The organism is Rhodovulum imhoffii (genome assembly GCF_003046545.1).
GTDB lineage: Bacteria > Pseudomonadota > Alphaproteobacteria > Rhodobacterales > Rhodobacteraceae > Rhodovulum > Rhodovulum imhoffii.
In genome coordinates, this window is record NZ_QAAA01000004.1 from 76295 (window position 1) to 101354 (window position 25060).

The 25060-nt window shown below is 63.7% G+C and carries 26 protein-coding genes; 18 read left to right on the forward strand and 8 right to left on the reverse strand.

The features are described 5' to 3' along the window. Nucleotides 1-9: 9 nt before the first annotated feature. Both C8N32_RS04700 and C8N32_RS04705 read right to left on the reverse strand, forming a co-directional pair. The gene (locus C8N32_RS04700; protein ID WP_107891444.1) at nucleotides 10-1308 is read right to left on the reverse strand and encodes an NAD(P)/FAD-dependent oxidoreductase; all 1299 of its coding nucleotides are present in this window, start codon (nucleotides 1306-1308) and stop codon (nucleotides 10-12) included. Nucleotides 1309-1368: 60 nt separating this feature from the next. Next, nucleotides 1369-2022, reverse strand: coding sequence for a GntR family transcriptional regulator (locus C8N32_RS04705; RefSeq protein WP_242509436.1), 654 nt, complete (start codon nucleotides 2020-2022; stop codon nucleotides 1369-1371). Between the two features lie 137 nt (nucleotides 2023-2159). Between C8N32_RS04705 and C8N32_RS04710 the strand changes: the two genes are divergently transcribed. From C8N32_RS04710 to zapE, 14 genes are all read left to right on the forward strand, one after another. After that, nucleotides 2160-3242: a polyamine ABC transporter substrate-binding protein gene (locus C8N32_RS04710; protein WP_107891326.1), complete on the forward strand. Its 1083-nt coding sequence runs from the start codon at nucleotides 2160-2162 to the stop codon at nucleotides 3240-3242. A gap of 51 nt (nucleotides 3243-3293) precedes the next feature. Continuing rightward, complete coding sequence (locus tag C8N32_RS04715; protein ID WP_107891327.1) at nucleotides 3294-4433, forward strand: ABC transporter ATP-binding protein; 1140 nt, start codon at nucleotides 3294-3296, stop codon at nucleotides 4431-4433. Between the two features lie 12 nt (nucleotides 4434-4445). Further along, the gene (locus C8N32_RS04720) at nucleotides 4446-5336 is read left to right on the forward strand and encodes an ABC transporter permease subunit (RefSeq protein ID WP_107891445.1); all 891 of its coding nucleotides are present in this window, start codon (nucleotides 4446-4448) and stop codon (nucleotides 5334-5336) included. Beyond that, nucleotides 5333-6145, forward strand: coding sequence for an ABC transporter permease subunit (locus C8N32_RS04725; protein WP_107891328.1), 813 nt, complete (start codon nucleotides 5333-5335; stop codon nucleotides 6143-6145). The genes C8N32_RS04720 and C8N32_RS04725 overlap by 4 nt, the downstream gene beginning before the upstream one ends. Nucleotides 6146-6587: 442 nt before the next feature. Beyond that, entirely contained in the window at nucleotides 6588-9602 is a 3015-nt protein-coding gene (locus C8N32_RS04730) for a Hint domain-containing protein (RefSeq protein WP_107891329.1), read from the forward strand. A gap of 62 nt (nucleotides 9603-9664) precedes the next feature. Further along, complete coding sequence (locus tag C8N32_RS04735) at nucleotides 9665-9997, forward strand: hypothetical protein (protein ID WP_107891330.1); 333 nt, start codon at nucleotides 9665-9667, stop codon at nucleotides 9995-9997. Further along, nucleotides 9997-10485: a GNAT family N-acetyltransferase gene (locus C8N32_RS04740; protein WP_107891446.1), complete on the forward strand. Its 489-nt coding sequence runs from the start codon at nucleotides 9997-9999 to the stop codon at nucleotides 10483-10485. The genes C8N32_RS04735 and C8N32_RS04740 overlap by 1 nt, the downstream gene beginning before the upstream one ends. 11 nt (nucleotides 10486-10496) lie before the next feature. Next, the gene (locus C8N32_RS04745) at nucleotides 10497-11204 is read left to right on the forward strand and encodes an NYN domain-containing protein (RefSeq protein WP_107891331.1); all 708 of its coding nucleotides are present in this window, start codon (nucleotides 10497-10499) and stop codon (nucleotides 11202-11204) included. A 106-nt stretch (nucleotides 11205-11310) separates the two neighbouring features. Further along, nucleotides 11311-12288 carry an iron exporter MbfA gene (mbfA, locus tag C8N32_RS04750; RefSeq protein ID WP_107891332.1) on the forward strand — a complete coding sequence of 326 codons (978 nt, stop codon included), beginning with the start codon at nucleotides 11311-11313 and terminating at the stop codon, nucleotides 12286-12288. A 39-nt stretch (nucleotides 12289-12327) separates the two neighbouring features. Beyond that, nucleotides 12328-13257, forward strand: coding sequence for an AEC family transporter (locus C8N32_RS04755; RefSeq protein WP_107891333.1), 930 nt, complete (start codon nucleotides 12328-12330; stop codon nucleotides 13255-13257). A 66-nt stretch (nucleotides 13258-13323) separates the two neighbouring features. Then, complete coding sequence (gene fghA, locus C8N32_RS04760) at nucleotides 13324-14154, forward strand: S-formylglutathione hydrolase (protein ID WP_107891334.1); 831 nt, start codon at nucleotides 13324-13326, stop codon at nucleotides 14152-14154. Continuing rightward, nucleotides 14145-14771: an HAD family hydrolase gene (locus tag C8N32_RS04765; protein WP_107891335.1), complete on the forward strand. Its 627-nt coding sequence runs from the start codon at nucleotides 14145-14147 to the stop codon at nucleotides 14769-14771. Before fghA ends, C8N32_RS04765 begins: the two co-directional genes overlap by 10 nt. Then, on the forward strand, nucleotides 14761-15678 hold the full coding sequence (locus C8N32_RS04770; RefSeq protein ID WP_107891336.1) for an ornithine cyclodeaminase family protein: 918 nt from the start codon (nucleotides 14761-14763) through the stop codon (nucleotides 15676-15678). Before C8N32_RS04765 ends, C8N32_RS04770 begins: the two co-directional genes overlap by 11 nt. 40 nt (nucleotides 15679-15718) lie before the next feature. Then, a complete protein-coding gene (gene zapE / locus C8N32_RS04775) occupies nucleotides 15719-16795 on the forward strand; it encodes a cell division protein ZapE (protein WP_107891337.1) in 1077 nt (358 codons plus the stop codon). Here the strand turns inward: zapE and C8N32_RS04780 are convergent. The 6 genes from C8N32_RS04780 to C8N32_RS04800 all read right to left on the reverse strand — a co-directional run bounded on the left by C8N32_RS04780 (nucleotide 16792) and on the right by C8N32_RS04800 (nucleotide 20919). Beyond that, nucleotides 16792-18057, reverse strand: a complete 1266-nt coding sequence (locus C8N32_RS04780; RefSeq protein ID WP_107891338.1) for a bifunctional folylpolyglutamate synthase/dihydrofolate synthase — start codon at nucleotides 18055-18057, stop codon at nucleotides 16792-16794. The two genes, zapE and C8N32_RS04780, sit on opposite strands and share 4 nt — an antisense overlap. Continuing rightward, nucleotides 18054-19049, reverse strand: a complete 996-nt coding sequence (gene accD / locus C8N32_RS04785; protein ID WP_107891339.1) for an acetyl-CoA carboxylase, carboxyltransferase subunit beta — start codon at nucleotides 19047-19049, stop codon at nucleotides 18054-18056. Before accD ends, C8N32_RS04780 begins: the two co-directional genes overlap by 4 nt. Nucleotides 19050-19124: 75 nt before the next feature. Continuing rightward, nucleotides 19125-20000, reverse strand: coding sequence for a CPBP family intramembrane glutamic endopeptidase (locus C8N32_RS04790; protein WP_170106733.1), 876 nt, complete (start codon nucleotides 19998-20000; stop codon nucleotides 19125-19127). 55 nt (nucleotides 20001-20055) lie between these two features. Next, nucleotides 20056-20238, reverse strand: coding sequence for a hypothetical protein (locus C8N32_RS15275; RefSeq protein WP_244905899.1), 183 nt, complete (start codon nucleotides 20236-20238; stop codon nucleotides 20056-20058). After that, complete coding sequence (locus C8N32_RS04795) at nucleotides 20151-20516, reverse strand: CPBP family intramembrane glutamic endopeptidase (RefSeq protein WP_242509437.1); 366 nt, start codon at nucleotides 20514-20516, stop codon at nucleotides 20151-20153. Before C8N32_RS04795 ends, C8N32_RS15275 begins: the two co-directional genes overlap by 88 nt. A gap of 124 nt (nucleotides 20517-20640) precedes the next feature. After that, a complete protein-coding gene (locus C8N32_RS04800) occupies nucleotides 20641-20919 on the reverse strand; it encodes a hypothetical protein (protein WP_107891341.1) in 279 nt (92 codons plus the stop codon). A gap of 127 nt (nucleotides 20920-21046) precedes the next feature. Between C8N32_RS04800 and C8N32_RS04805 the strand changes: the two genes are divergently transcribed. From C8N32_RS04805 to C8N32_RS04820, 4 genes are all read left to right on the forward strand, one after another. Beyond that, nucleotides 21047-21691 carry a hypothetical protein gene (locus C8N32_RS04805; RefSeq protein ID WP_107891342.1) on the forward strand — a complete coding sequence of 215 codons (645 nt, stop codon included), beginning with the start codon at nucleotides 21047-21049 and terminating at the stop codon, nucleotides 21689-21691. A gap of 101 nt (nucleotides 21692-21792) precedes the next feature. Next, nucleotides 21793-22545 (forward strand): DUF6478 family protein, encoded by a 753-nt coding sequence (locus C8N32_RS04810; protein ID WP_107891343.1) that lies wholly within the window; start codon nucleotides 21793-21795, stop codon nucleotides 22543-22545. Beyond that, entirely contained in the window at nucleotides 22545-22898 is a 354-nt protein-coding gene (locus tag C8N32_RS04815) for a hypothetical protein (RefSeq protein WP_107891344.1), read from the forward strand. Before C8N32_RS04810 ends, C8N32_RS04815 begins: the two co-directional genes overlap by 1 nt. Nucleotides 22899-22988: 90 nt before the next feature. Next, nucleotides 22989-25004 (forward strand): NADPH-dependent 2,4-dienoyl-CoA reductase, encoded by a 2016-nt coding sequence (locus C8N32_RS04820; RefSeq protein WP_107891345.1) that lies wholly within the window; start codon nucleotides 22989-22991, stop codon nucleotides 25002-25004. Nucleotides 25005-25060: the final 56 nt, after the last annotated feature.

Here is a 25060-nt window from a genome sequence, read left to right on the forward strand (position 1 = left end):
GGGACTCCTTCACAAACGGTCGCGCAGGGAAAACCAGATCATTCCCAGCACCAGAAGCGGATGGCGCAGGGCCGGGCCGCCGGGGAAGCGCAGGGTGGGAACACTGGCCATCAGGTCGAACCGCTCCGCCTGTCCGGCGATGGCTTCGGCGGCGATCTGCCCGGCCAGCGTCGCCAATGCCAGGCCGTGCCCGGAATAGCCCGACAAGCTGAGCATATTGCCCGAAAGCCGTGTGAAATACGGCATACGGTTCAGCGTGATGCCCAGTGTGCCGCCCCACGCGTAATCCAGCCGGACATCGGCCAGTTGCGGAAACACCTGCGCCAGCGGCCTGCGGACCTTGGCTGCGATGTCGCGGGGGAAGCGGTAGCCATAGCTTTCCGTGCCGCCGAAAAGCAGCCGGTGGTCGTCGGAAAACCGGAAGTAGTTGATGACGAACTTGCTGTCGGCCACCGCGGTATTGTCGCGGATGATTTCCGCCTGCCGCGCGCCCAGAGGTTCTGTGGCGACGATATAGTTGTTGATCGGCATGACATGGTGTGCGACGCGCGGTTCCAGTTTGCCCAGATAGCCGTTGCAGGCCAGGACAACGTGGCTGGCGGTGATCCTGGCGGTGTCGGTGACGATCCGGGCCGGGGCGCCCTTCTCGATATGGAGCACGCGGCTGCCCTCATGAATGCGCACCCCTGCGGCTTTGGCCAGCCGGGCCAGGCCCAGCGCGAACTCCAGCGGGTCCAGATGCCCCGCGCCCATGTCCAGAGTCCCACCATGGTAAAGCGGTGAGGCCACCCGCGCGCGGATTTCCCGCCGGTCGAGGAAGCGGATCTTGTCATACCCGTAATCCGTGGCCAGCTTTTCAGCATAGGCGCGGCTGTGGCGGGCATGGCGCGGCTTGTGATCGGCATGGATCACGCCGGGGTGAAACGTGGTGCGCACTTCTTTCCGACCGGCGAGATCGCGGACAAGTGCGACGGCGTCGTTGGCCAGACGCCACAGGGCGCGGGCGTGCTCTTGCCCCAGTATCTTCTCCAGCTCCTCCTGGTCCAGGCGCTGGCCCTGTCCGGCCTGTCCGCCATTTCGCCCCGAGGCTCCGAAGCCGACCCGCTGCGCTTCCACCAGCAGTACGTCGTAGCCGCGTCCGGCAAGGTGCAGGGCCGCCGACAGGCCGGTATAGCCGCCGCCCACCACGCAGACGTCACAGTGCAGCGCCCCCTGTGCGGCGGGAAAGGGCGGCAGCGGCGTGGCCCGCGCGGCGTAATAGGACGGCGGGTAGTGGCCGGGTGTGTCGTTCGCAGTCAGGATGTCCATCGATATCTCGGGAGGGAAGGCCGTAAGATTTCTGATCATATTTTGGGTGGGATGTCTGAATTATGACAGGGGCTCCTGCGTTTCGCCGAGGGTCCGCGCAACCAGCGTGTAGCCCTGGTCGATATCGTCCAGGAGGGCGCGCGCGGCGGCGGCGGGATCGCGCCGGCGCAGCGCCGCAAGCACGGCCCGGTGCTGGTCGGGCAGGCTGGCGGTGCCCACCTGCCCGCAAACCACGCGCAGGGATGGGCCCATTCGCACCCAAAGGGACAGTGCCGTATGGTGCAGGACATCCGCGCCTGCCACAGCATAGAGGCCGAAGTGAAAACGGTAATTGGCCTCAAGGTAGCCGCCCGCGTCCCCGGCGGCGATGGCAATATTTACTTCATTGTCCTTTTCTTCAATGAAATGAATTTCTTTGTCGGTCATGTGCGGCGTGGCGAGCCGGGCCAGTTCGGGTTCCAGGTGGCGGCGAAGGAAGTGGATCTGCGCCAGCTTTTCCGATGTCGTCCGGGGAACGCAAACGCGCCGGTTGCCCAGCGCCTCCAGCGCGCCTTCGGCGGTCAGGCGGCGGATCGTCTCACGCACCGGGGTCGCGCCTGCGCCGGTCACCGCGCACAGCCCCTGAATCGTCACCGCCTGGCCGGGCGGCAGCGCCCCGAACAGGATCATCCCGCGGACCTTTCGATAGATCGCCTCATGCTCGGGGGTTTTCATCTCTGGGCTTGGCATGGGCCACCGATGCGCTAACGTGAATTCTTGACGAGGGCGGGGGGCTGATTCTGCATCCGCAGGGCCACCGCTTGCCCGAAGATGAATATGATCATATTCTGCATCGCGCAAGGGAGGTCGGAATGAAGACAAGAATCATGCTTTCTGCCGTGCTGGCCATGGCTGCCGGAACCGCCGGGGCCGAGGAGGTGCGCGTTTTCAACTGGTCGGACTATATCGACGAGAGCCTGCTGGAAAAGTTCGAAGCCGAGACCGGGGTCGATCTGATCTATGACGTATTCGACAGCAACGAAGTGCTGGAGACGAAACTGCTGGCGGGCGGTTCGGGCTATGACGTGGTGGTGCCGTCGGCGTCGTTCATGGAACGCCAGATCGCGGCGGGGGCGTTTCAGGCGCTCGATTTCTCGCAATTGTCAAATGCCGGGAATCTTTGGGATATGGTCAAGCAGCGGGTCGAAATTTACGATCCCGGCAACCAGTACGCCGTGAACTACATGTGGGGCACCACGGGGATCGGTGTGAACGTGGGCATGGTCCGCGAGGTTCTGGGCGAAGACGCGCCCATCGACAGCTGGGAGCTGGTCTTCGACCCTGCCAACATGGAAAAGCTGGCCGGTTGCGGTGTGCACATGCTGGACGCCCCGACCGAGATGATCCCTGCCGCGCTGGCCTATCTGGGCGAGAACCCGGATGCGCAGGATACCGATACCATCGAGAAGGCCGAGCCGGTTCTTGCCGCCATCCGGCCCTATATTGCCAAGTTCCACAGCTCCGAATACATCAACGCGCTGGCCAACGGGGATATTTGTGTGGCGATCGGCTGGTCGGGAGACGTGCTTCAGGCCCGGGACCGCGCGGCCGAGGCCGACAATGGAGTGGAGATTGCCTTCCATGCGCCCAAGGAGGGGGCGCAGATGTGGTTCGACATGATGGCCATTCCGATCGATGCGCCCAACCCGGACGGGGCGCACAAGTTCCTGAATTTCATCATGGAGGCCGAGAACATGGCCGCCGCGTCTAACTATGTTTATTACGCCAACGGCAACAAGGCCGCACAGGCCTTTCTTGAGCCCGACGTGATCGGCGATCCGGCGATCTACCCGACCGACGAAGTGCTGGACAAACTCTTCACCGTCCGGGCGTGGGAGCCGAAGGTACAGCGCAGCGCCACGCGGATGTGGACACGCATCAAGTCCGGTACGTGATAGTGGCGGCGCCCGCTCCTGGGCGCCGCGCTTTTCGTTTGGGTAATCCGTATGACTTCATCCCTTGACGATACGGCCTTCGCGCCTTGGAAAAAAGCTGATGCCGTCCCCCTGATCCGCTTTGAGGGCGTCACGAAACGGTACGGCGACTTCACCGCGATCGACAATATCGACCTGAACATCTACGAACGTGAGTTCTTCGCGCTTCTCGGTCCGTCGGGCTGTGGCAAGACCACGCTGATGCGCATGCTGGCGGGGTTCGAAGACGCGTCCGAGGGGGCGATTACCATCGCCGGGCAGAACATGAAGGGGGTGCCGCCCAACCGGCGGGCGGTGAACATGATGTTCCAGTCCTACGCGTTGTTTCCGCACCTGACGGTATATGACAACATCGCTTTCGGGTTGAAACGCTCCGACATGCCGAAATCCGAGATCGCCGGCCGGGTGGAGGAGATGCTGCGTCTTGTCCAGCTTGGCAAGTTCGCCCGGCGCAAGCCGCATCAGATTTCGGGCGGCCAGCGCCAGCGCGTGGCGCTGGCGCGGGCGCTGGCGAAAGGGCCGAAGCTCTTGCTGCTGGACGAGCCTCTTGGGGCGCTGGACAAGAAGTTGCGCCAGCAGACCCAGTTCGAACTGATGGATATTCAGGAGAAGACCGGGACAACCTTCGTGATCGTGACCCACGACCAGGAAGAGGCGATGACCGTTGCCAGCCGCATCGCGGTAATGGACCATGGCCGGCTGGTGCAGGTGGATACGCCCGACCGCATCTACGAAGCACCGAACTCGGTTTACGTTGCCGATTTCGTGGGAGATATAGACATCATCCGCGGACATGTCGCGGCGGTCGACGGCGATATCGCGGAAATCGTCTGGGCCGAGGGAAAGCCCCCTCTGCGGGGTACCGCCGCACCGGGGCTGTCCGCAGGCGGGCCCGGCGCGCTGGCGATACGCCCCGAGAAGATCACCATTTCCAAGGATGACCCCGGCGCGGTGCACAACAAGGTGCGCGGCAAGGTCGAAGACATCGCCTATCTGGGCAGCATGTCCACTTATGTGGTGCTTTTGCCGGACGGGGTGCGGCTGAAATGCCAGATGGCCAATGTGCGGCGCATTTCCCGCCGGGGTATCGCCTGGGAAGACGATGTATGGCTGTCCTGGACCGATACCGCCGGTATCGTCCTGCCGGAGTAGGAGGCGCAGATGCTGGCCCGCCGCGTTCTGATCGGGGTTCCCTATCTCTGGTTGCTGGTCCTGTTCCTGGTGCCGTTCGGAATTGTCCTGAAAATCGCGCTGTCCGATTATGCGCTGTCGATCCCGCCCTACACCCCGACGATGGATTTTTCCCAGGGGTGGTCAGGTGTGAAACGGTTCTTCGCGGCGCTTGATCTCGAGAATTTCTGGTTCCTCTCCGAAGACGATCTTTATTGGAAGGCCTACCTGTCCAGCCTGCGGATTGCACTGATCTCGACCTTTCTGACCCTTCTGGCCGGGTTTCCCATTGCCTATGCCATGGCCCGCGCCCCGCAGGAGTGGCGCCCGGCGCTGATGATGCTGGTCATCCTGCCGTTCTGGACAAGCTTCCTGATCCGCGTTTACGCGTGGATGGGCATCCTGTCGAACGAAGGCTTTCTGAACCAGGCCCTGATGGGGCTGGGGGTGATCGGGACTCCTTTGACACTGCTCAACACCGATATCGCGGTCTATATCGGCATCGTCTATACCTACCTGCCGTTCATGATCCTGCCGGTCTACGCGACGCTGGAGAGAATGGACGAAAGCCTTCTGGAGGCGGCCGAGGATCTGGGATGTTCGCGGCTGTCGGCCTTCTGGTCCGTGACCTTTCCGCTTGCCCGTCCCGGCATGGTGGCGGGGTGCTTTCTGGTGTTTATCCCCGCGTTGGGGGAGTTTGTGATCCCCTCGCTTCTGGGAGGGTCCGGAACGCTGATGATCGGCAAGGTGCTGTGGGAGGAGTTCTTTGCCAACCGCGACTGGCCGGTGGCCTCGGCGGTGGCCATCGTGTTGCTTTTGCTTCTGATCGTGCCGATCATCCTTTTCCAGCGCAATGAGCAGAAACAGCGGGAGGCCAACCGATGAAACGGCTGAGCTGGTTCAACATCGTCGCGCTGACGCTGGGCTTTGCGTTCCTTTATATCCCGATGCTGATCCTGATCGTCTACAGCTTCAACGCGTCGAAACTGGTGACGGTCTGGGCAGGGTTTTCCACCCGCTGGTACGGTGAATTGCTGCGCAATGAGGCCTTCCTGGATGCCGCCTGGGTGACGCTGAGGGTGGGAGTGTTCTCCTCCACCATTGCGACGGTTCTGGGGACGATGGCGGCTTTCGTGATGGTGCGGGCGGGGCGGTTTTACGGGCGAACCCTGTTTTCAGGCATGATCTATGCCCCGCTGGTGATGCCCGAAGTCATCACCGGCCTGTCTTTGCTGCTGCTGTTTATTGCCGTGGGGCTGGAGCGTGGCGTGATCACCATCGTGCTGGCCCATGCGACGTTTTCCATGTGTTACGTGTCTGTCGTGGTGTCCTCGCGGCTGGCGACCTTCGACGAGTCGCTGGAGCAGGCGGCGCTGGATCTGGGGTGCACGCCGTGGGATGCCTTCAAAAGCGTGACCCTGCCCATCATTGCCCCGGCCGTCATCGCCGGGTGGCTTCTGGCCTTCACGCTGTCGCTGGACGATCTGGTGATCGCCTCGTTTACGGCGGGACCGTCCGCGACGACCCTGCCGATCAAGATATTTTCTTCCGTGCGGCTTGGGGTCAGCCCGGAAATCAACGCGCTGTCCACGATCATTATCGGGATCGTGACGGTTGGGGTGATCTCGGCGTCGCTGATTTCGAAGCGTGCAATTGTGCGGCAAAGACAGGATGAACAGGCGGCAGTGGGCTGAAGGTATGTGCCGGCTTTCAGGTTATGCTCCAAAATAGCTTCAATTTTTGTTTGTTTTGCAATGTTTTGCCGAAACTCGGCTAAAAGTGGTAAGGTCGATCTTTTTTCCCCAGAGGGCTGTTGACCTCTCGTCGCAAGCGTGAAAGTTGAAAGGCCGTGACGCGGAGAGACGACGTGAGAACGCACACGCATAGCCTACGTTACCGACTGCGCTGGGTGTGCGCCGATACCGGCCCGCCTGACGCGCAGGGAAGCGGTTTGTTTTAAGACTCCATATCTGACGGACCTCGGTGTGCGGTTTCCCCTTCCACCGGAAGGGATGGTTTTCGTCCCGTTTTAGCGGTGTTTACGCCCCCACAACCCCAAGCCCTTAAGTTCGACACCGCCACGCGGCGGAATCCGCGCCACGCGGCGGAACCGTTGTCAAAACCGGATTGAAAGACATGGCAGACATTCCCCACGATACGCTTGAAAACGCGACAGGACCTCACATCGTCGACGGTACGTCCGGTTCGGACAGCATTCATGCCGGCTATGGGTCTGACCCCGAACGTGACCGGATCGACAATCAGGACGCCCCCGATGGGTCGGACGATGACGTCGTACAGGCCAATGGCGGCGACGATACCGTCGAGTCCGGACCGGGCGATGACACCGTCTTCGGCAGCGGCGGGGATGACCGTATCTTTTCCGGTGAGGGCGATGACGTCGTCTACGGCGATCGGGGTGTTTACACGGCCCAAGGCATTCTGGACTGGTCGGATGTCACGACCGACAGGTATGGCGACGCCAGCACGACCGTATCGGCCGGGGGAACGGATGTCGCGGTGACCATCGAAGGTCCGTCGGGGGGGCGTGTCGAGTGGAACGAGCACGCGGCGGGCAGCTATTACATTCCCAGTCAGACCCTGTCCCGCGCGACCCATACAACGACGATCAGTTTCGATACCGCGGTTCAGGATGCGACGTTCACGCTTTTCGATGTCGATGCCGGCGTGATCGGCGATTTTGACGATGGGGAGTGGGACGATGTTGAGGGGGCTTGGAAAGACAAGGTCACCATCATCGCGCTTGACCAGTACGGGAACCGGCTGCCGGTCGAGTTCACGGGGCTGGACATCGGGCACAGGGTTTCGGGCAACAGCGTTCAGGGGGGATGGAGAACGGGGGATGTGACCGTCCGGGTTCTGGGGGAAGTCACGTCCATTCAGGTGATTCTGGAAGACGGGGATGGCTATGTCCGGGTCGACGATGATGAGGTCGTCTTTTACGATGCGCACGGGGAGGTCGGCATCGGCGATGTGTCTTTTGGCGTCACTGCCCCGCCTCCGCCCGGAAACGACTATATCGATGCAGGGGCGGGGAATGACAGCATCGTTTCCGACGGGGGCAACGATACGATCTATGCCGGTACGGGCAATGACACGGTCGTGGCCGATCCCGGAGATCACCTCATCTACGCCGGTACGGGTAAAGACGTCATCATCGAGGGCGACGGCAACAGCGAGATTCACGGCGGTGATGACGAAGACAGCATAACCGCCGGCGGCGGGAGCGACACCGTCTTCGCCGGATCGCAGGCCGACACTGTTTTCGGAGGTACGGGCGATGATTTCCTCTTTGGCCAGGGGCAGGAAGACAAACTTTACGGCCAGGATGGAAATGACTTTCTCGATGGCGGCGCGGGCGTGGATACCCTTCTTGGCGGGGAGGGGCACGACACGATCTATGGCGGCAACCGCTGGGACCTGCTGCGGGGGGGGGACGGCAATGACAGCCTCGTCGGGGACCAGTACGGTGTCCTGACCTCGGGGGGTGCAACGCGGGTCGGCGGCACGGCGCAAAGTACTCTGGACGTGACCGCCTATGCCTCCGATGTCGCCTGGTCGGCGGGGGCGGCGACATCCCCGGTGAAGATTTCCAACGCGTATGGAACGCCGGTCGATCTTTATCACATCAATCCCGATGGCACGCTTGTTCTGGTTGCCTCGGGGTTGCCGGCTGGCGGTAATGTCGTGGATGTCGTCCGGGGCGCCAATTATGTCGTGGTGGACCCGGAAACCGGTGCGCTGGTACAGACTTTCCTTGATCCGCTGGATAACGGAATCGACGCAAGCGGTGGCCAGACGAAGACGCTTTATGTCTTTCCGGACAGCAACGATACCCTGCTTGGTGAGGGCGGGGACGACACGTTGCGCGGCATGGGCGGCAATGACAGCCTGTCCGGTGGGGCGGGCGATGACCTTCTGGATGGCGGAGCCGGCGATGACGTTCTGCGCGGCGATGAAGGGAGGGACACCCTTTACGGCGGTGACGGGAACGACCGGCTGTTCGGGCTTGCCGACAATGATACGCTTTCGGGCGACGCCGGAAACGACAGTTTGTATGGCGGTACCGGGGCGGATCTTTTGTTCGGCGGTGCCGGCGACGATGTGCTCTACGGCGAGGCCGGGGACGATACGCTGGAAGGCGGCGCGGGGGCTGACATTCTCGATGGCGGGGATGGTTCCGATACGCTTGACGGGGGTGCGGGCAATGATCTTCTGGTGGTCGGATCCGGCGACCGCGCCGAGGGGGGCGGCGACCGGGATACTTTCTCACTCGACACCGGTCAGACCGGGGCGGGAGACACGTTCTTCATTGATGGCGGCTCCGGCAGTAGCGCCCCGGACGATGCTGACGACTATGACAAGATTGACCTGAATGGTCTGAAAAAGGTCGCCGGATCCTACAGCGGGAAGATGGATTCGGACGGCAATTCCTGGACGGGAACGATTCGGGTCACCGACGGCACCGATACATGGACCGTCGATTTCAAGGAGATCGAGGCCCCCATCTGCTTTACCCGCGGTACGCTGATCGAAACCGAAGGCGGCCCGGTTCCTGTCGAGAACCTGCGCCAGGGGGACCGCGTTCTGACCAAGGACCACGGTGCGCGCCCGCTGCGCTGGATTGGTGGAACACGGCTTGGCGCGCGCGAACTTGCCGCCCAGGAAAACCTGCGCCCGATCCGCATCCGTGCCGGGGCGCTGGGTGTGGGGCGGCCGTCACGGGATCTTCTGGTGTCGCCCCAGCATCGGGTGCTGGTGAATTCCCGTATCGTCGGCCGTATGTTCGAGGTGGAGGAGGTGCTTGTCGCGGCCAAGCACCTGTTGTCCGTCGACGGGGTCGAGCCTGCCGGCGGCGCGCACGGGGCGGAGTATTTCCATCTGCTTTTCGACCGGCATGAGATCGTCTTTGCCAACGGGGCCGAGGCGGAATCCCTTTACACCGGGCCGCAGGCGCTGAAGTCGCTTTCCCCCGCAGCGCGGCAGGAGATATTCACCCTGTTCCCCGAGTTGGCGACGCTGGACCATGACCGCCTGCCCGATCCGGCGCGCCTGTTTGTCACTGGCCGCCAGGGGCGCAAACTGGCGGAGCGCCATGCGAAGAACCGGTCTCAACCGTTGCAGGCCTAGATGCGTTGGGTTGGCAGTTGTCCTGTTCCCTGCCAACATCGCGCTCCGAACAGGGGAATGCCATGAGAACCCGAGTCGCGACGGCCTTTGCCGTCCTGCCCGAGACCGCCGGTGCAAAAGCGCCCGAAGGCGCATCTTACGACCGGCCCCGCCATGTCGGCTGCGGGGGAGGGCGCGGCCCCGGCGTATCCGCGGGGGCGGAAAACTCCACCGGCCCGGTCCGGTGTGTCCCCAGACGCAGGTACAAGGCTGCTGCCTCCGGCGCGGCGCGCGGGCGCAGCGTCCCCCCCGTGGTTGCGGGTGGGGACATTCAGGGTAAGATCGGGCAGGGCAAGATGGGGGTCGATCCGATGCAGGCCGGAATCGGCTCCCGTCCGGGTGTGGGGGACGTATGATGCGAATCCGTCCGGCCACGCAAGCAGACGACGATGCGATCTGGGAGATCCTGCGCCCCGTATTCCGCGCCGGGGAGACCTACTGCCTGCCCCGTGACATTTCCCGCGCGGATGCTTTGGCGTATTGGTCCGGGGGGCATGAGGCGTTCGTGGCCGTGACGGGAGAGGTGCTGGGGACCTATTTCCTGTGTGCCAATCAGAAGGGCGGCGGCGCGCATGTGTGCAATTGCGGGTTTGCGACCGCCCCGGCAGCACAGGGGCAGGGCGTAGCGCGGGCGATGCTGGATCACGCGCTGGACACCGCCCGCGCGCGGGGGTATCGCGCGATGCAGTTCAATTTTGTCGTGTCCAGCAATACCCGGGCTCTGGAGCTTTGGGAGCGGGCCGGGTTCCGGAGTGTGGGGCGCCTGCCTGGCGCGTTTGATCACCCGCGCTTTGGGTTCGTGGACGCGCTGATCCTGTTCAAAACGTTGACACCCCACCCCTGACGGAGCTTCAGATGGCCAAAGATACTCCCGTTCTTGCTGTTCTTATCGACGCCGATAACATCCCTGCCCGCCATGCCGAGGCGATTCTCAAGGAAGTCACCGCGTTTGGGGAGCCTGCCCTGCGCCGCGTCTATGGCGACTGGTCGTCGGACCGGCTGAAACCCTGGGGAGAAAAAGTGCTTTCGCTGGGTCTTGTCGCGCATCAGGAAACCGCGAATACCCGTGGAAAGAATGCCAGCGATATCGGGCTTGTGATCGATGCGATGGATATCCTTCATTCCGGCCGTTTCGACGGGTTCGTTCTGGTTTCATCGGACAGCGACTTTACCCGCCTGGCCAGCCGTATTCGCGAACAGGGGCTGGATGTGATCGGTATCGGTGAGGCGAAGACACCGCTTAGCCTGCGCAATGTGTGCAACCGATTTGTCCTGATCGAGAATATCGTGGACGATCCCGTTCCCCATAAAGGCGCCCCCGTCAGCGGCAAGCGCCCGCCCATGGAGGTGAGCGAGATGATCCTGCGCGCGATGGACAAGATCAATCAGGAAGAGGACGAATGGTACACGCTGGGCCAGATCGGCCAGTACATCACCGCCGACATGCCCGATTTTGACACCCGCACCTACGGCAAACGCAAGCTGTCCGAACTTGTAAAGGAGTTGAAGCGATTCGAGACGCGGCGCGTGGGCAACCAGCTGCAGCTGCGGCGGTTGGATTAGACGCGGCGTTTGGCCCGGTGGTCCCGATATCGGGGCCGGGGCAAAACGGGGTTGATCCACCCTTGTTCAGCGATATTTTAGAATAGTTCCAAATATAGGAGTTCCCATGATTCCGGGAGTCAGCCAGCGCCGCCGCTTTTCAGATCTCAGCGAACAGGAAATCCTTGCATTGGCGATTTCGTCCGAAGAGGACGACGCCCGCATTTACCGCATCTACGCCGAACAGCTCCGGGCCGATTACCCGGACTCCGCCAAGGTGTTCGAGGATATGGCGGCAGAGGAAGACACCCATCGCCGCCGCCTGATCGAAATGCATCAACAGCGGTTTGGCGATGTCATCCCGCTGATCCGGCGGGAGCATGTCTCCGGCTATTACGCGCGCCGCCCTGTCTGGCTGATACAGAACCTGGGGATCGAGCGTATCCGCGAAGAAGCCGAGATGATGGAGCGCGATGCCCACAATTTCTACACCAGGGCCGCCCAGCGTACGCAAGATGCCACCACGCGCAAGCTGCTGGGAGATCTTGCCGCCGCCGAGGCCGGCCATACCGCCGCCGCCGACAAGCTGGTGGGCGAACATGTCGATGAAGACAGCCGGGAGCAGGAGGCCCGCACCGCCCATCGCCAGTTCGTACTGACCTGGGTTCAACCGGGACTGGCGGGGTTGATGGACGGCTCGGTTTCCACGCTCGCGCCGATCTTCGCCACGGCCTTTGCCACGCAGGATACCTGGACGACATTCCTTGTCGGGCTTGCTGCCTCGGTTGGGGCGGGGATTTCCATGGGTTTCACCGAGGCGGCCTCTGATGACGGCGAAATTTCGGGCCGCGGTTCCCCCATCAAGCGCGGCATCGCCTCGGGCGTAATGACCGCCATCGGCGGGCTTGGGCACGCGCTGCCCTATCTTATTCCCCATTTCTGGACCGCGACGATCATCGCCATGATCGTGGTCTTCGTGGAACTTTGGGCCATCGCGTGGATTCAGAAGAAATACATGGATACCCCTTTCCTGCGGGCCGCGTTTCAGGTGGTTCTGGGGGGCGCGCTGGTCTTTGCGGCGGGGGTGCTGATCGGGTCGGGGTAAGCCGTTCCCATGCGGCGCGCCCCGTGCTAGGGGGCTTTCATGCTGTCCGTTTTTCTGGAAACCCTGCCGTTTTTTGCGCTGATCGCCCTTGGCTACTGGGCGGGCCGGACGCGTTTCTTCACGCCTGAGGCCACGGCCTACCTGACGCGGTTCGTTTTCTACTTTGCGCTGTCGGCAATGTTGTTTCGCTTCTCGGCGAACCTGACCCTGGCAGAGGTCTTCGACGGGCGCTTCGTGCTGGCCTATCTTGCAGCGACGGGGGCGGTCTACCTGCTGGCGACAGGGGTCGCACTGCTTCGCCGCCGCGGCATCGATGAGGCCGCGGTCGAGGCCCAGTGCGCCGTCATCGGCAATGTCGGCTTTCTTGGCGTCCCGATGCTGGTGCTTTTGCTGGGAGAGGATGCGATCGGCCCGGTGATGCTGATGCTGGCGGTCGACCTGATCGTTTTCGGCAGCCTGATCGTGATTCTCATCACCGGGGCCCGCGATGGACGGATGTCTCCGGCGATCCTGCGGACGGTGGGGGCCGGGCTTTTGAAAAACCCGATGATCGTGTCGATCTCGCTGGGGCTTGCGTGGTCGGGGCTGCGCCTGCCGATGCCCCAGCCCCTGAACGATTTCGTCACCATTCTGGGGGCTGCGGCGACACCGGGCGCGCTGTTTGCCATTGGGGCGTCTCTGGCCACCAAGTCGGCTGAACGCATCGAGGTGGCCGCGTGGCTGGCCTTTGCAAAGCTTGTCCTGCATCCGGCGGCGGTGGCGCTCACGGCACTGGTCCTGATCCCGGTAGAGCCATACGCCGCCGGGGTGATGATTGCCGCTGCGGCCCTGCCGGTGGCGGGGAATGTGTTTATTCTCGCCCAGCATTACGGGGTTGCCCCGCAACGTGTTTCGACGGCGATTTTTCTTTCCACCTCGCTGTCGATCCTTACCATTTCCACAGTGATCGCGCTGGTCGGTATGCGCTGAGCTTGCCCGGCGGGGCGCGACGGGTTACGCCGGGCGCACCGGGTCTTGCAGCTGGAGGTTGATCGGATGGAAACCGTGTCTGAAAACAAGTGCTTTGGCGGCGTTCAGGGGGTGTATCGTCACCGCTCTGATCTGTGCAAATGCGATATGACCTTTGGTGTCTTCCTCCCTGAGAGAGCCCGCCACGCCCCGGTGCCGGTGCTGTGGTATCTTTCGGGTCTGACCTGCACCCACGAAAACGCCATGACAAAGGCCGGGGCGCAGCAATGGGCCGCCGAACGGGGTCTTGCGCTGGTCTTTCCCGACACTTCCCCGCGGGGGGAGGGCGTCGCCGACGACGAGGCTTACAACCTTGGACAGGGCGCAGGATTTTATGTGAACGCAACCCAAAATCCCTGGGCCGAAAACTACCAGATGTGGGGGTATCTGGCCGAGGAACTGCCGCGCCTTCTGGTCGACACCTTCCAGATCGATGAGGAGCGCCAGGCCATTTGCGGTCATTCCATGGGGGGGCATGGGGCGCTGACACTGGCGATGGCCTGTCCGGGACGATTCGCCTCCGTTTCGGCACTTGCGCCGATTGCCAACCCCAGCCAGTCGGACTGGGCCAAAAAGGCCATCCATGCCTATCTGGGAGAGGATGGAGACTATTGGGCACGCCATGATGCCACGCTGGCTTTGCGCACAGCGGGGTTCGACGGGCCGATCCTTGTCGATCAGGGGACAGACGACCCTTTCATCGAGGCGCTGATGCCCCAGTCTCTTGCTACCGCGATGGCCGAAACCCGCCATCCCGGCGCGTTCCGTCTGCAAAAGGGTTATGACCACAGCTACTTCTTCGTTTCCACCTTCATGGAAGACCATGTCGCCTTTCACGCCGAAGCGCTCTGCGGATGAAGGCCGTTGTCTTTGACATCGGTCGCGTGTTGATTGACTGGCAGCCCGTCCGGTTTTACCGGGCGCGGCTGGGTGCCGCCCGGCAGGCGGCGCTGTTCGATGCGGTGGATCTGGAGGGGATGAACGCGGCCCTGGATCTTGGCGCACCGTTTCGGGAGACCGTCTGCGCGCTGGCGGACAAACACCCGGCATATTCCGAGGAGATTCGCCTCTGGCATGATTCGTGGCTTCAGATGGCGTCTCCCGCCATTCCGGGGACGGCGACCCTGTTGCGGGCATTGAAGGCGCGCAGCGTGCCGGTTTTTGCGCTGTCGAATTTCGGGCTCGGCCCGTTCGATCTCGCCCGCGCCGCGTATCCGGTGCTGAAGGAATTCGACCGCACCTACCTGTCCGGCGCATTGCGGCTGGCAAAGCCGGACCCGGCGATTTATGCGGCGGTCGAGGAAGATTGCGGCCTGCCGCCCGAGGCCTTGCTTTTTACGGATGACCGCCCGGAAAATATTGCCGCCGCCCGGGCGCGAGGGTGGCAAACGCATCTGTTTGCCGGTGCACCGGATCTGGCCGCGCGGCTGATGGCGGAGGGCCTGTTACCCCATGAGGGCCCCCATGCCGCCTGATCTGATCCCCGCCAGTGCGGGCTCCCTGCTGGATTGGCCCGGCCTGATCGGCGCGCTGGAGGCGGGGCACCGTCTGCCGCGTGCCGAGATTGGCGACAGTTTTTTATATCGCGGGGAGGACACGCTGTTGAACCGGGCGGCGTGGATCGACGGGCTGGGCGCGCTGGTCAAGACGGCCACGATTTTTCCCGGCAACGCGCAGGCGGGCAAACCGGCGGTGAATGGCGGCGTAAGCCTTTATTCCGACGCCGATGGCGGGCTGGAGGCGATCATCGATTTCCATCTTGTCACGCGCTGGAAAACCGCGGGCGACAGCCTTCTGGGTGCGGCGAAGCTGGCCCGGCCGGACAGCCGCGACATCCTGATCGTGGGGGCGGGGGCTGTGGCCGGGGCGTTGCGGGCTGCCTATGGCAGCCTGTTTCCGCGGGCGGAGTTCGCGGTCTGGAACCGCTCGCCCGAGGGGGCGGCGCGGTTCGCCCGGACCCATGGCGCAACGGTTGCCGATGACCTTGAAACCGCCGTGCGGGGTGCGGACATCGTCACCTGCGCGACGCTCAGCACGACACCTGTCCTGCGGGGGGCCTGGTTGCAGCCAGGCCAGCATGTGGATCTGATCGGGGCCTTTCGCCCCGATATGCGTGAGGCCGACGATGCTGCGCTGACCCGTGCGGCGCTGTTCGTGGACAGCCGGGCGACCACGCTTGACCATATCGGGGAGATGAAGATTCCGCTGGCAGAGGGAACCATCACGCGCGCCGACATCGTGGCCGATTTCTACGACCTGCCATCGGGAGGATTTGCCCGGCCGTCGGAGGATGCGATCACCTTGTTCAAGAACGGCGGCGGTGCGCATCTGGACCTGATGACGGCCCGGTATATTCTGAACGCATGGCGGGGCGCGGGCTAAGCACTTTCCTTTCCCGGGTTCGCGGCCTAGATAGCCGCCCATGACGCTTCGCGATGTTTACCAGTCTCGTGTCGAGGCGGGGGATCTTTATGCCGATCCCGCGCAGGTGGCGGCTCTTTCGGCGCTGGAACGTATCCGGCTGGCTCTGGAAAGCCCGTCATCGGCGCCCAGGCGCGGCCTGTTCCGCAAGGCAAAGACGCCTGACAGGGTGCGCGGGCTTTATCTGTGGGGCGGCGTCGGGCGCGGAAAATCCATGCTGATGGATCTGTTCTTCGATACCGTGCAGGTAACGGGCAAGCGCCGGGTGCATTTCCACGCGTTCATGCAGGACGTTCATTCCGGGCTGCACGCGGCCCGGAAAAGCGGCAAGGATGATGCCCTTGCCCCTGTTGCCACCGATATTGCCACGGACCTGCGGCTTTTGTGTTTCGATGAGATGCAGATCACCGACATTACCGACGCGATGATCGTGGGGCGGTTGTTTCAGTTGCTGTTCGAAGCCGGGGTGACGGTGGTCACAACCTCGAATCGCGTGCCTGACGATCTGTACAAGAACGGGTTGCAGCGCGAACGGTTCCTGCCTTTCATCGCGCTCCTGAAAGAATGGCTGGAGGTTCAGCACCTGGCCTCTGCCACAGATTACCGGCAGAATCGGCTGTCGGGGGCGGATGTGTATTTCACCCCGGCGGACAGGCTGGCGCGCGCTGCGATCGACGAGATCTGGCGCGATTTCGCGGGGGAGGGGCGCGCGCCGCTGATCCTGAAGGTCAAGGGTCGCGCGGTGGAGTTGCCGTTCTTTTGCAACGGGGTTGCGCGGGCGACGTTCTGGGATCTGTGTGCCCAGCCGCTTGGCCCGGCCGATTACCTGGCCATCGCCAAGGCCGTGCGGGTGTTGATCCTTGAGGAGATTCCCCGCCTCTCCAGCGAGAATTTCAATGAAGCGCGCCGCTTCGTTACGCTGATCGATGCGCTCTACGAGGCCCGCGTGCGCCTGATCGTTTCGGCGGCCGCTGAGCCGGAGATGCTTTATATGGAAGGCGAGGGCGCGTTCGAGTTTGAGCGCACCGCCAGCCGCCTGCGCGAGATGCAGGGCGCGGACTGGGCCGCAGAGACCTAGCCGTTTTCCCGCAATACCTGCCCGGCGAGGTAGAGCGACCCGCAGATCAGGATGCGCGCGCCCGGATTGTCTTTCGCGATTCGCCGGACAGCCGTGAGAAGGTCGGGCGCGGTCGTGGCGGGCAACCCGACATCGCGGGCGGCCTCGGCGGTGGCGCTGGCGGGCAAGGTTGCGGCCTCGCCGGGGATCGACACAGCGGTCAGGCTGTGGGCCTGCCCGGCCAGCGGGCGCATGTAACCTCTTACATCCTTGGTGTTCAACATCCCGCAAACAAGGTGCAGCGGTCGCGGCGGCAGGCGTGTCAGGGCCTCGGCAAGTGCGGCCCCGGCGGCGGGGTTGTGCCCGCCGTCCAGCCAGACCTCTGCCCCGGAGTCCGTCAGCGGACCGTGGCGCAGCCGTTGCAGGCGCGCGGGCCAGTCGGCCTTCGTCATTGCGGCCTCTGCCGCAGGCTCGTCAAAACCGAGACGACGCAAGGCGGCAATCGCCGTGCCCGCGTTGAAGACCTGGTGCGCCCCGATCAGGCGTGGCAGTGGCAGGTCCAGCAGGCCGTGTTCGTCCTGATAGATCAATCGCCCGCGGTCTTCCCCGACATGCCAGTGCTGACCGAAGGTCATCAGCGGGGCGTCAAGCCGGGCGGCGCGGGCTTCGATCACGTCCAGTGCCGGGTCAGCCTGCGGGGCGACGATGCAGGGCACGCCGCGTTTCAGAATGCCGGCCTTTTCGGCGGCAATTTCGGCCAGCGTGGTGCCAAGATAATGCTGGTGGTCGATGGAGACCGGGGTAATCACCGTCAGCGCGGGACGGTCGACCACATTGGTGGCATCCAGCCGCCCGCCCAGCCCGACCTCAAGCAGGGTGTAATCCGCGGGGTTGCGCGAAAAGGCAAGCAGGGCTGCGGCGGTGGTGATTTCGAAATAGGTGATGGGTGTGGCGCCGTTGGCACGGGAGCAGTCCTCCAGAACGGCGCTCAGCGCCTCCTCCGCGATCAGCCCGTCCGTCAGCCGGATGCGTTCGTGAAATCGTGCCAGATGTGGCGAAGTATAGGCTTGGACACGCTGGCCCGCGGCTTCCAGCCCGGCGCGAATCATCGCCAGGGTCGATCCCTTGCCGTTGGTCCCGGCGATATGCACCACCGGGGCCAGCCGGGTTTGCGGATTGTCCAGCGCAGTCAGAAGCCGGCATACCCGGTCCAGGGTCAGGTCGATGACCTTGGGATGCAATTCCATCATTCGCGCCAGCAGCGCGTCGCTTGGGGCGGTCACGAATCGTCGCTTCCCTCGACAGGCGCCTGGCTGTCGGGACGTACGGGGGGCTGGTCGCGGCTGACGGGCTGGTCGCTTTCGTCGTCCTGCATCCCGCCCGAGGACATCTTTGCCGGGGGCGGCAGGTCGCCCCGCACGGCGGGGGGCAATCCCATCAGCAGGCGGGTGATGGTGATCAGTTCCTCGCGCATCTTCGTGCGCGGGGTGACGCGGTCCAGCATGCCGTGATCCAGAAGGTACTCGGCGCGCTGGAAGCCTTCGGGCAGTTTTTCGCGGATGGTCTGTTCGATCACGCGCGGGCCTGCAAAACAGATCAGCGCGCCGGGCTCGGAAATATGCACGTCGCCCAGCATCGCGTATGAGGCCGTGACCCCGCCGGTGGTCGGGTGCGTGAGAACCACGATATAGGGCAGGCCGGCTTCCTTGAGCATCTGTACCGCGACGGTGGAGCGTGGCATCTGCATCAGGCTGAGAATGCCTTCCTGCATCCGTGCCCCCCCGGCGGCAGAGAACAGGATCAGCGGACGCCTGAGCTTTACAGCGCGCTGGGCGGCGGCGATGATGGCGTTGCCCACATACATCCCCATCGAGCCGCCCATGAAGCTGAAATCCTGTGCCGCGCAGATGACGGGGGTGCGGCCGATCTCCCCTTCGGCGACCAGCATCGCCTCTTTCTCGCCGGTCTTGCGCTGGGCGGATCTCATCCGTTCGGGGTAACGTTTCTGATCGCGAAAACTCAGCGGGTCCGGGGTGGGTCTGGGCACCTCGACCTCGGTGAACATGCCGTTGTCAAAAAGCGTCAGGAAGCGGTCGCGCGGGGTGATCCCCATGTGGTAGCCGCAATTGGTACAGACGTTGAGGTTGTCGCTCAGTTCCCGGTGGAACAGCATCGTTCCGCAGTCGTCGCATTTGGTCCACAGGTTGTCAGGCATTTCGCGGCGCGAGAACAACGAGTTGATCTTGGGCCGGACATAGTTGTTGATCCAGTTCATGGGGTGGGCGCCCTCCGCTCGGTCTGCGCCGTGAAATAAGCCGGGCGGGTCTGAATTGCAATCACCTGCGCAGGATCAAAGCACCGCGCGCAGAATGCGCCAGACCACCACGAGCACGATCAGGTCAAAGACGAACACATAGGGGGCGATGGCGGTGTCCGAGATGTCAAAGGGGGTCACGAAAAGCGACAGCCCGGTGATCGACCCCTTGAGAGAAATAATCATAAGGGCATTGAAATTATTTACGAAATGCCAGCCCATTGCCGCGCCGAGGTTGCCCGTGCGCTCGGTCAGATTTGCCGCCGACAGGGCGAAGAGAAAGGTCGAAACAAGGATCAAAGGCAGATTGGAGCCCGCATCGGGGTTGAAGTGCAGCGCGGTGAAGAAAAGCGCGGGGAGTCCCATCCAGACAATCCGTGCGGCAAACCGCGCCGCCAGTTGCTGTTGCAGGTACCCGCGGAACAGAAGTTCTTCTGATGTTGTCTGGATAAACAACAGCGCTACCGCCACCGGCAACAGCCGCAGCCACTGCGCCGGGGCGAGGTTGGTCTCGGGGGGGAGCAGGGCAATCGCCGCGCCGGTCAGCAGGCCATAGATCGGGACCAGAACCAGCAGCGTGCGGAAAAACCCGCGCAGGGTGTCGCGCAAAGCGCCGAACAGGCTGCCCGGCTCACGGTAATGCAGGGCGGGCGTGGCGATCAGTACCCCCAGCCCCATGCCGAGGAAACTGGCCAGCAAGAACAGCACGTGCCCCGGCGTTTCCAGGGTGGTCAGCCCCTGCATCCAGCCGAAATATCCCAGCGGCCCAAGCACCGGGTAGGCCCCTACCAGCATGATGGAAAAGCCGCCAAGGTAGATGAGGAGTATCACCCCAAGCCCGGTCAACAGGCGCCAGGGTTCGGCGTAAAGCCGGGCCGGGGCGATGTAGGTATCGAATTCGGGACTGGGCATTGAAGACCTGCCTGAGATTTTGCACACGCTATCCATTTGCACGCCGGGGGGCAACTTACATCCGCAAGACGGCCCGGCATGTCAGCCAGCCGACCCCGATCATGGCAAGGCCGATCCGGATCAGGGACAACAGGCCAGCATCGTCCGTTGTTAACGGGTATGTAGACAAGGCCAGCCCCGATGCCGGGTCGGGCAATGAGACGAACAGGATCGCCAGAACGTCGTTCGCGAAATGCACCCCCACCGCCGCGCCCGGGGGCCGGTTCGTGCTGCCAGGTCCGCCGCGGCCAGCCCGAAGGCCCCCGCCCAAAGCACCATTGCCGGGGCATTTTCCCCCGCATCTTCCGGGACGTAATGGCCTATCGCGAACAAAGCCGAGGGCACTGGAAGCCAGATCAGGGGCGCGCGTACCCGTGCGGTCAGCTGCTGTTGCAGGCAGCTGCGGAAGAACAGCTTTTCCGACCCGGTCTGGATCGGGATGGCGGGCAAGGCCAGCGGCAGCACGCGCAACCACATTTCCGTGTCCAGATTGGGCTGCAAACCGGCCCGGAAGGCACAAGAACGCCCACCAAGAGGCAAAGGACCGACAGCCCTTTGAAAACGCGCGGGAAATCGGTTGCCGCCTGCGGCAGCGGCCCGGTCAGGCCGGAAACCCGCGCCCGTTCAGAACCCGTGCGGCCAGCACCGTGCCGACCGCCAGACCGGCAAAGGACAGCAGCAAAAGAAGGGTGTCTCGACTGATCAGGGCTTGGGTAAAGACGTTGTCGAAGGCCGAGGCCGCCGCGCGTTCCCCATCATTCCGGGGATCAGGCTGAAGGCGCCATGGATCGGCCCCAGACAGACCAGCCCGATGAGGGCGATTCCCGCACCGATGCGCCAGATCCGGGGATGGCGCGCGCAGGCGCGCAAAGCGTGTCATGGGCGGCATACGGCATCAGGCGGGTCCTTTCGGGGCAAAGGGCGGGGGCGGTGTGGGCGGGGTTCAAACGCTTGTCTTTGCCGGGCGGGGCGGCTATTGAGCCGCCAAGCGAGAAGGATTCCAAAATATGACGCTCCTGCCGTTTCGCACGCCGCGTCTGCCCCGCACGCGTCTGTTGCCCGCCCTTGTGGCGGTGCTGTCCGTCGGGGGGTGCCTGGAAGGCGGGGCGGGGGGCAAAGCGCCGACGCGGGCCGTCGTGGGCACCACCGGTATTTCCATCGCCGGACCGCAGGGGTATTGCATCGACCGCAAGTCGCGCCGTGTCAAGCCGGAGGCACAGGTTTACATGCTGGCCGGATGTGAGGCGTTGGGCGGGACCGGCTCCCCGCCTCCGGGGCAGGCCGCGCTTCTGATGGCCGCGGTTTCGCCACGGCCGCTGACCGGGGTGGTGCTCAAGGATCCATCGTCGGCGTTTTCGCGGTTTTTCCGCTCCGAGGCCGGGCGCGGCGCGGTCTCCTGGGACGGGCGGGCCGGGAGTGTCCGCATTCTGGGCATGACCCATCAGGACGGGATGCACATTCTGCACCTGCGCCATGACGGGCCGCTGCCCTATGACGACATCGGGACGGAAAGCTGGCGCGGGGTTATGGTGTTGAACGGTCACATGGTAACCTTGCAGGTGGTGCCTTTCGCGGACAAGCCGCTGTCGAAGGCCGATGGGGCCGCTTTGCTGCAACGCTTTGCCCGTGCCGTTCGGGCCGCCAGCACATGAGGCAGATGGGGGAAAACGCGCCTGATCCGTTTACAAGACGCCGGGCAGTTGCTTCTATGGCTCTGGCCGGAAGAATTTGAACCCGGTGTTTTGGAAGGCTCATGGTTAAATCGGTTCTGGACAGTTTTCTGCACAAACTTCAGATGCGGCGCTGGCGCAAGGCGGGTGACAGCGTGACGGTCCTGTCCCTTCCCGTCCTGCATGAGTTGCGCCGCCTCGCCGCGACGGAACGGCAGCGGATAGACCGTTTCACGGGGCTTGCCGCCGCCCGGCTGGATGCGGCCCAGCGCCCGGCCTCGGTGCCGCAGGCGCCGGCGGGCAGCGACTGGGTGCATCGTCCCGACCTTTGGTCCGGCCCGGTCTGGCCGCAGGGTGTTGTCAACCCTGCGGACCGCTTTCACCTTGGCAGGGATGCAAAGCTTTTTCACGATGCCAAAACCTTTGATCTCTGCCTGCGGCAAGTGCCCGGTCTTGCGCGTGCGCCGTATGGGCTGGTGCTGGAGGTGTTCGGTTTTGACGGCAGCTTCCTGTCGCTGGTGGTCGACTGCCCGCCCGAGTCCGTACAGGGACTCAAGCGCCGTCATATCGTGCAGGTGGATGCCCGTGTTGAGGCCGAAGCGCCGCAGGCGGGGTTTATGCGTCTCAACATCCTGCATGGCCCCAACGTGGAGCAGATCACCCGTGACCTGCCGGAAGGCCCCGACATGACGGTCGAATTCGACCTCGCCTACCATGAATTGAACGAGAAACGGATTGATTCCATGTGGCTTGACGTGATCCTTGATCGCCCGCGCATGAACCGCGTGATCCTTGCCGACCTTGTCCTCAGCCGTCGTCCGAGGGCTGAGTTCTGATGGCCGTGGTGGAAACTTCCCGCCTCGAGATGGGCCAGTGGGTCGTACTGCTGACCGGCAAAACCGCCCCTGTGCTGGATGTGCTGCATAACGGAAAGATCCTGGCAACTCCCAAGGCGGATCCCGCCGGTGAGAACCGCTGGCGCATGGCGCTCGTGATTCCGTCGGAAGTGCTGTCCGACGGAGTCCAGACGCTGATCCTGCGCGATTGCGCGCGGGGCGATACGCTGGCGCGCCTGGCAATACGGGCGGGCGAACCGCTGGAGCAGGATGTGCTGGCCGACCTGGATTTGTTGCGGGCGGAGTTGGAAATGCTCAAGGCGGCTTTCCGCCGCCATCTGCGCGAGGACTGAAACGCCGTCGCGTCACCCGGCACCCGCTGACGCGGCGTTGCGCGTGACAAGGGGCGCGGGCCTGCGCACCTTCGCGACGGGAGGACCGCCATGACCGAGTATCCGCATCTTCTGGCCCCGCTGGACCTGGGCTTCGTCACGTTGAAAAACCGGGTGTTGATGGGGTCCATGCACACCGGGCTCGAAGAGCGCGGCGATTGGGACGCCGTGGCAGCGTTTTACGCCGAACGCGCCCGGGGAGGGGTCGGTTTGATCGTGACGGGCGGTATCGCGCCCAATCCCGAAGGCGGCGTGTTTCCCGGCGCTGCGGGGTTATACACCCCCGGCGACATCGCCAACCACCGCCGCGTGACCGACCGTGTTCATGCCGAAGGCGGACGCATCGCGATGCAGATTCTGCATGCCGGGCGCTATGCCTACGGCCCGGACTGCGTTGCGCCCAGCGCGATCAAGTCGCCCATCTCTCCCTTCAAGCCGCGCGAACTGGATGAGGCGGGGATCGAGAAACAGGTCTGCGACATCGTGACCGCTGCGGTCCGCGCCCGCGAGGCCGGATATGACGGGGTCGAGGTGATGGGCTCCGAGGGATATTTCCTCAACCAGTTTCTTGTGCGCCACACCAACCGGCGGGAGGATCGCTGGGGCGGGTCCTATGAGAACCGCATGCGCCTGCCGCTGGAGGTCGTGCGCCGGGTGCGTGCGGCCGTGGGGCAGGATTTCATCCTGATCTATCGTCTTTCGATGCTGGATCTGGTGCCCGGGGGGTCTACCTTCGAGGAAGTGATCGAACTGGCCCGGCGCGTCGAGCAGGCGGGCGCGACGCTCCTGAACACCGGCATCGGCTGGCACGAGGCACGGGTACCCACGATCGCCACTTCCGTGCCCCGTGCGGGCTTTGTGTGGGTGACGCAAAAACTGATGGGCAAGGTGGGGATTCCGGTCATCACCTCCAACCGGATCAACATGCCCGATGTGGCCGAGCAGGCGCTGGCCGGGGGATGTGCGGACATGGTTTCCATGGCGCGTCCGTTCCTGGCGGATCCGGACTTCGTGGCCAAGGCGGCTTCGGGCCGCGCCGCGGAAATCGCCCCGTGCATCGCCTGCAACCAGGCCTGTCTGGATCATACCTTCAGTGGAAAGGTATCTTCGTGTCTTGTGAACCCGCGTGCGGGGCATGAAACCGCGTTGCGCTACGCTCCGGTCGAAACGCCCCGGCGTATTGCCGTGGTGGGGGCGGGGCCGGCGGGGCTCTCGGCGGCGCTGGTCGCGGCGGAGCGGGGGCATGAGGTGACGCTTTTCGACAAGTCGGGGCGATTGGGCGGGCAGCTCAACATGGCCAGCCGGATTCCGGGGAAAGAAGAGTTTCGCGGCCTGATTGCGTGGTACGAAACCATGGTGGCGCGGGCTGGCATCGATCTGCGGCTGGGGCAGTCCGCCACACCCGAGACGCTGGAGGGCTATGATTCGGTTATCGTTGCCACCGGGGTGGTGCCACGCGATCCGGGGATCGAAGGACAGAATTTGCCCCATGTGAAAAGCTATATCGATGTACTGGCCGGAGATGCCGAAGTCGGGGCGCGCGTGGCCATCGTGGGGGCGGGTGGTATCGGGTTCGACATGGCGGAGTTTCTGGTCACCGCAGACAGCCCCACCCTTCATCCGAAGGAGTGGCGCACGGAGTGGGGCGTGGCCGATCCTGCACAGCACCGTGGCGGTCTGGCCCCGGAAGGGCCGCGGCGCGCGCCGCCCCAACGTCATGTCACCCTGTTGCAGCGCAAGGCGGAAAAACCCGGTAAACGGCTGGGCAGGACGACGGGCTGGATTCACCGCGCGACGTTGAAAATGAAAGGCGTGGCAATGGTTTCCGGCGTCGACTACCATCGGATCACGGAAAGCGGCATCGAAATTTCCGAAGGCGGAGAACCGCGCCTTCTGCCTGCCGACACGGTCGTTCTGTGCGCCGGCCAGGAACCGGAGCGCAGCCTTGCCGGGATGTTGCAGGCGCGCGGCGTATCCTGCCATGTGATCGGCGGGGCGGATGTTGCGGCGGAACTGGACGCCAAGCGGGCGATCGATCAGGGCGCGCGGCTTGCGGCGGAGCTGTGACTTTAACCTTACCGCAACCCGGCGCGGGTAAACCGGGTCTGCAACAGCTTTGAAGA

Coding starts and splice junctions, on each gene's coding strand:
- C8N32_RS04700 (WP_107891444.1), bottom strand. CDS start 1,308: ATGGACATCCTGACTGCGAACGACACACCCGGCCACTACCCGCCGTCC.
- C8N32_RS04705 (WP_242509436.1), bottom strand. CDS start 2,022: ATGAAAACCCCCGAGCATGAGGCGATCTATCGAAAGGTCCGCGGGATG.
- C8N32_RS04710 (WP_107891326.1), top strand. CDS start 2,160: ATGAAGACAAGAATCATGCTTTCTGCCGTGCTGGCCATGGCTGCCGGA.
- C8N32_RS04715 (WP_107891327.1), top strand. CDS start 3,294: ATGACTTCATCCCTTGACGATACGGCCTTCGCGCCTTGGAAAAAAGCT.
- C8N32_RS04725 (WP_107891328.1), top strand. CDS start 5,333: ATGAAACGGCTGAGCTGGTTCAACATCGTCGCGCTGACGCTGGGCTTT.
- C8N32_RS04730 (WP_107891329.1), top strand. CDS start 6,588: ATGGCAGACATTCCCCACGATACGCTTGAAAACGCGACAGGACCTCAC.
- C8N32_RS04735 (WP_107891330.1), top strand. CDS start 9,665: ATGAGAACCCGAGTCGCGACGGCCTTTGCCGTCCTGCCCGAGACCGCC.
- C8N32_RS04740 (WP_107891446.1), top strand. CDS start 9,997: ATGCGAATCCGTCCGGCCACGCAAGCAGACGACGATGCGATCTGGGAG.
- C8N32_RS04745 (WP_107891331.1), top strand. CDS start 10,497: ATGGCCAAAGATACTCCCGTTCTTGCTGTTCTTATCGACGCCGATAAC.
- mbfA (WP_107891332.1), top strand. CDS start 11,311: ATGATTCCGGGAGTCAGCCAGCGCCGCCGCTTTTCAGATCTCAGCGAA.
- C8N32_RS04755 (WP_107891333.1), top strand. CDS start 12,328: ATGCTGTCCGTTTTTCTGGAAACCCTGCCGTTTTTTGCGCTGATCGCC.
- fghA (WP_107891334.1), top strand. CDS start 13,324: ATGGAAACCGTGTCTGAAAACAAGTGCTTTGGCGGCGTTCAGGGGGTG.
- C8N32_RS04770 (WP_107891336.1), top strand. CDS start 14,761: ATGCCGCCTGATCTGATCCCCGCCAGTGCGGGCTCCCTGCTGGATTGG.
- zapE (WP_107891337.1), top strand. CDS start 15,719: ATGACGCTTCGCGATGTTTACCAGTCTCGTGTCGAGGCGGGGGATCTT.
- accD (WP_107891339.1), bottom strand. CDS start 19,049: ATGAACTGGATCAACAACTATGTCCGGCCCAAGATCAACTCGTTGTTC.
- C8N32_RS04790 (WP_170106733.1), bottom strand. CDS start 20,000: ATGCCCAGTCCCGAATTCGATACCTACATCGCCCCGGCCCGGCTTTAC.
- C8N32_RS04795 (WP_242509437.1), bottom strand. CDS start 20,516: ATGTGGTTGCGCGTGCTGCCGCTGGCCTTGCCCGCCATCCCGATCCAG.
- C8N32_RS04800 (WP_107891341.1), bottom strand. CDS start 20,919: ATGACACGCTTTGCGCGCCTGCGCGCGCCATCCCCGGATCTGGCGCAT.
- C8N32_RS04805 (WP_107891342.1), top strand. CDS start 21,047: ATGACGCTCCTGCCGTTTCGCACGCCGCGTCTGCCCCGCACGCGTCTG.
- C8N32_RS04810 (WP_107891343.1), top strand. CDS start 21,793: ATGGTTAAATCGGTTCTGGACAGTTTTCTGCACAAACTTCAGATGCGG.
- C8N32_RS04815 (WP_107891344.1), top strand. CDS start 22,545: ATGGCCGTGGTGGAAACTTCCCGCCTCGAGATGGGCCAGTGGGTCGTA.
- C8N32_RS04820 (WP_107891345.1), top strand. CDS start 22,989: ATGACCGAGTATCCGCATCTTCTGGCCCCGCTGGACCTGGGCTTCGTC.